Origin of the sequence: Holdemanella porci (genome assembly GCF_019052655.1) — a bacterium.
Classification (GTDB): Bacteria; Bacillota_I; Bacilli_A; order Erysipelotrichales; family Erysipelotrichaceae; genus Holdemanella; species Holdemanella hominis.
In genome coordinates this window covers 1-2,010 of the sequence record NZ_JAHQVB010000119.1, presented here as the reverse complement: position 1 = coordinate 2,010, position 2,010 = coordinate 1, and the positions used below count along the sequence as shown (strand labels likewise).

2 protein-coding genes are annotated in these 2,010 nt (G+C 28.2%); both read right to left on the bottom strand.

Annotated elements, in window-relative coordinates:
* Positions 1 to 827: 827 nt before the first annotated feature.
* A complete protein-coding gene (locus KTQ83_RS11645) occupies positions 828 to 1,109 on the bottom strand; it encodes a hypothetical protein (protein WP_147346753.1) in 282 nt (93 codons plus the stop codon).
* Positions 1,110 to 1,538: 429 nt separating this feature from the next.
* A complete protein-coding gene (locus tag KTQ83_RS11640; RefSeq protein ID WP_217256923.1) occupies positions 1,539 to 1,880 on the bottom strand; it encodes a hypothetical protein in 342 nt (113 codons plus the stop codon).
* Positions 1,881 to 2,010: the final 130 nt, after the last annotated feature.

Here is a 2,010-nt window from a genome sequence, read left to right as displayed (position 1 = left end):
TACCACTGGTGTAAATTTTCTCTTTTTGACTAGTCCTATTTATATGCTAACATCATACGATATTTTTTTCTTAAATAAATGCTTTGTGCTTCAAGAACCTTATCTCAGCAAAAACGGAAACATGATTTATAAAAGTCAATCTGCTTCTGATACGCAGGTACAAAACTATTAACGCCGCTCCAATGGCTTGGTACAAGTTTTAATTGTTTAAAAGTATCATAATCTTGGTTTGTATCAATAAATGCTTTGATAGCAATAATTCTTATATCATCATCCAGTTCGCATTTACCTTCAAATATATCTTTGATACAATCATTAAATGCATTATCTTCTACAATTAACTTTATCCATTGTTATTGCCTCTGGCTGGCAGCAGAACTATTATCCTCTCTATTCACCAACAACTCTTTGAATATATTCCCAAACGTCCATATATACAAATCTTCTTTCAACAGATTGTAAAGTATTGACACAAAATCTAAATCGCCCTTAAATAATTCATTCAATTTTTCTAACAAATATGTTCAAATATCAAATAGATTCGATAAATAAGATCCAATAATTAGTGGATTAGAACTATAATTTAAAACAAAATATAAGCATATTTTTCTATATATATCAGGCTCAATGCTTAGAAATTTATCCAACACCTTTATATTTCTATACTTAGCAACTTTTTCAACATTCGCGACATCATCTTTTAAAAAAATTATAAACTCATGCAACATGTTTTCATTCACTTTTTATTCTGGCAATGTATCAAATAAAATATAACGCCAATACATCTTTTGAGGAAATTGAGCTTCTTTAACGGACTCAAAAAATTGTTATGAATCAGTTTTCCTATTCAACACATGTAATATTTTTGTAGGATGAACATCTAGATTAGGACCACATCTCATAAACTCGTCTAAGAATACTTTTAATTTTTCTACATCAAACTGATTAACAATAAGATTAATTCCTTCGTTACTATAAAAATCATTCCGATTTTTGGTTATATCAGTAAATAAGTGATTTGCTGTTTGTACAAAATTTTTAATTTTTGATGTGGAAAGACTTTTTCTATATTGTTTTATCGCTTCTTTTCTAGTTTCATCATATTCCATATTTGAATTTTGATAATTGAATGTAAGTAATTGATGCAGTTCCCATAAATCTCCATGCAACATTGAGTCCCATTTTTCATCGATTGAAAGACTAAGTTTATTTATATTATTAGACAAACAATTAATCAATTCAAAAAAAATCAATATCATCACAACATATCTCTGAGAGCAACTTTTCAACATATTCACAATATCCCTTTACTAATTCAATATCGACATCTCCATAAAGGTGGTTTGCGTAATCATATAAAAAATTCATAACTCTCTTTTTTAAAAATTTATTATTCGCTAAGATCAACATTATATCCCAACAAACGCTTCGATATTCTTTCAATCCTTCAGAATATGTGACATTGAAATTGCAAAATTTTATTGTATTGTTTCTGCCCATTTCAATTGGTTGAAAGTTAAAGCCCAACGAATATGAAGTCATTTCAAACCAACTATCATTGCGATTTGATTACCATTCTCAATAACACTTGCTAAATATTTAGATATTACTACTTCTGTATAATAATCAAAATTAGCAGATTCTACATCAATTCCATAATTGTTTTCAAGCCATGAACAACCACATTTAAGAAACACTTCACTTTTTATGCAATATTCTAAAAGTAGATCCATTACATAATTTAAATAGTTACTGTTATGATATCCAGTCAAAAAATTTAAACCATCTCTATCCAATGATCCTTCGTAAATTTTGAAATCAACACTGGGAGGATTGAAATTTCCCTCCTTTAAATTTTGAAGTTTACTTTTTAAGAACATATAACTATTGGCTTAACAGATACATCGGTGACTTGTTAACATAGCTGACATTAATGATGTCTATTTAAGACTTATTGTATAGGTGTAAACGAAAGAGAGACTACACTTATGACAAGAACTTCAAAATATT

Coding starts and splice junctions, on each gene's coding strand:
- KTQ83_RS11645 (WP_147346753.1), bottom strand. CDS start 1,109: ATGGAATATGATGAAACTAGAAAAGAAGCGATAAAACAATATAGAAAA.
- KTQ83_RS11640 (WP_217256923.1), bottom strand. CDS start 1,880: ATGTTCTTAAAAAGTAAACTTCAAAATTTAAAGGAGGGAAATTTCAAT.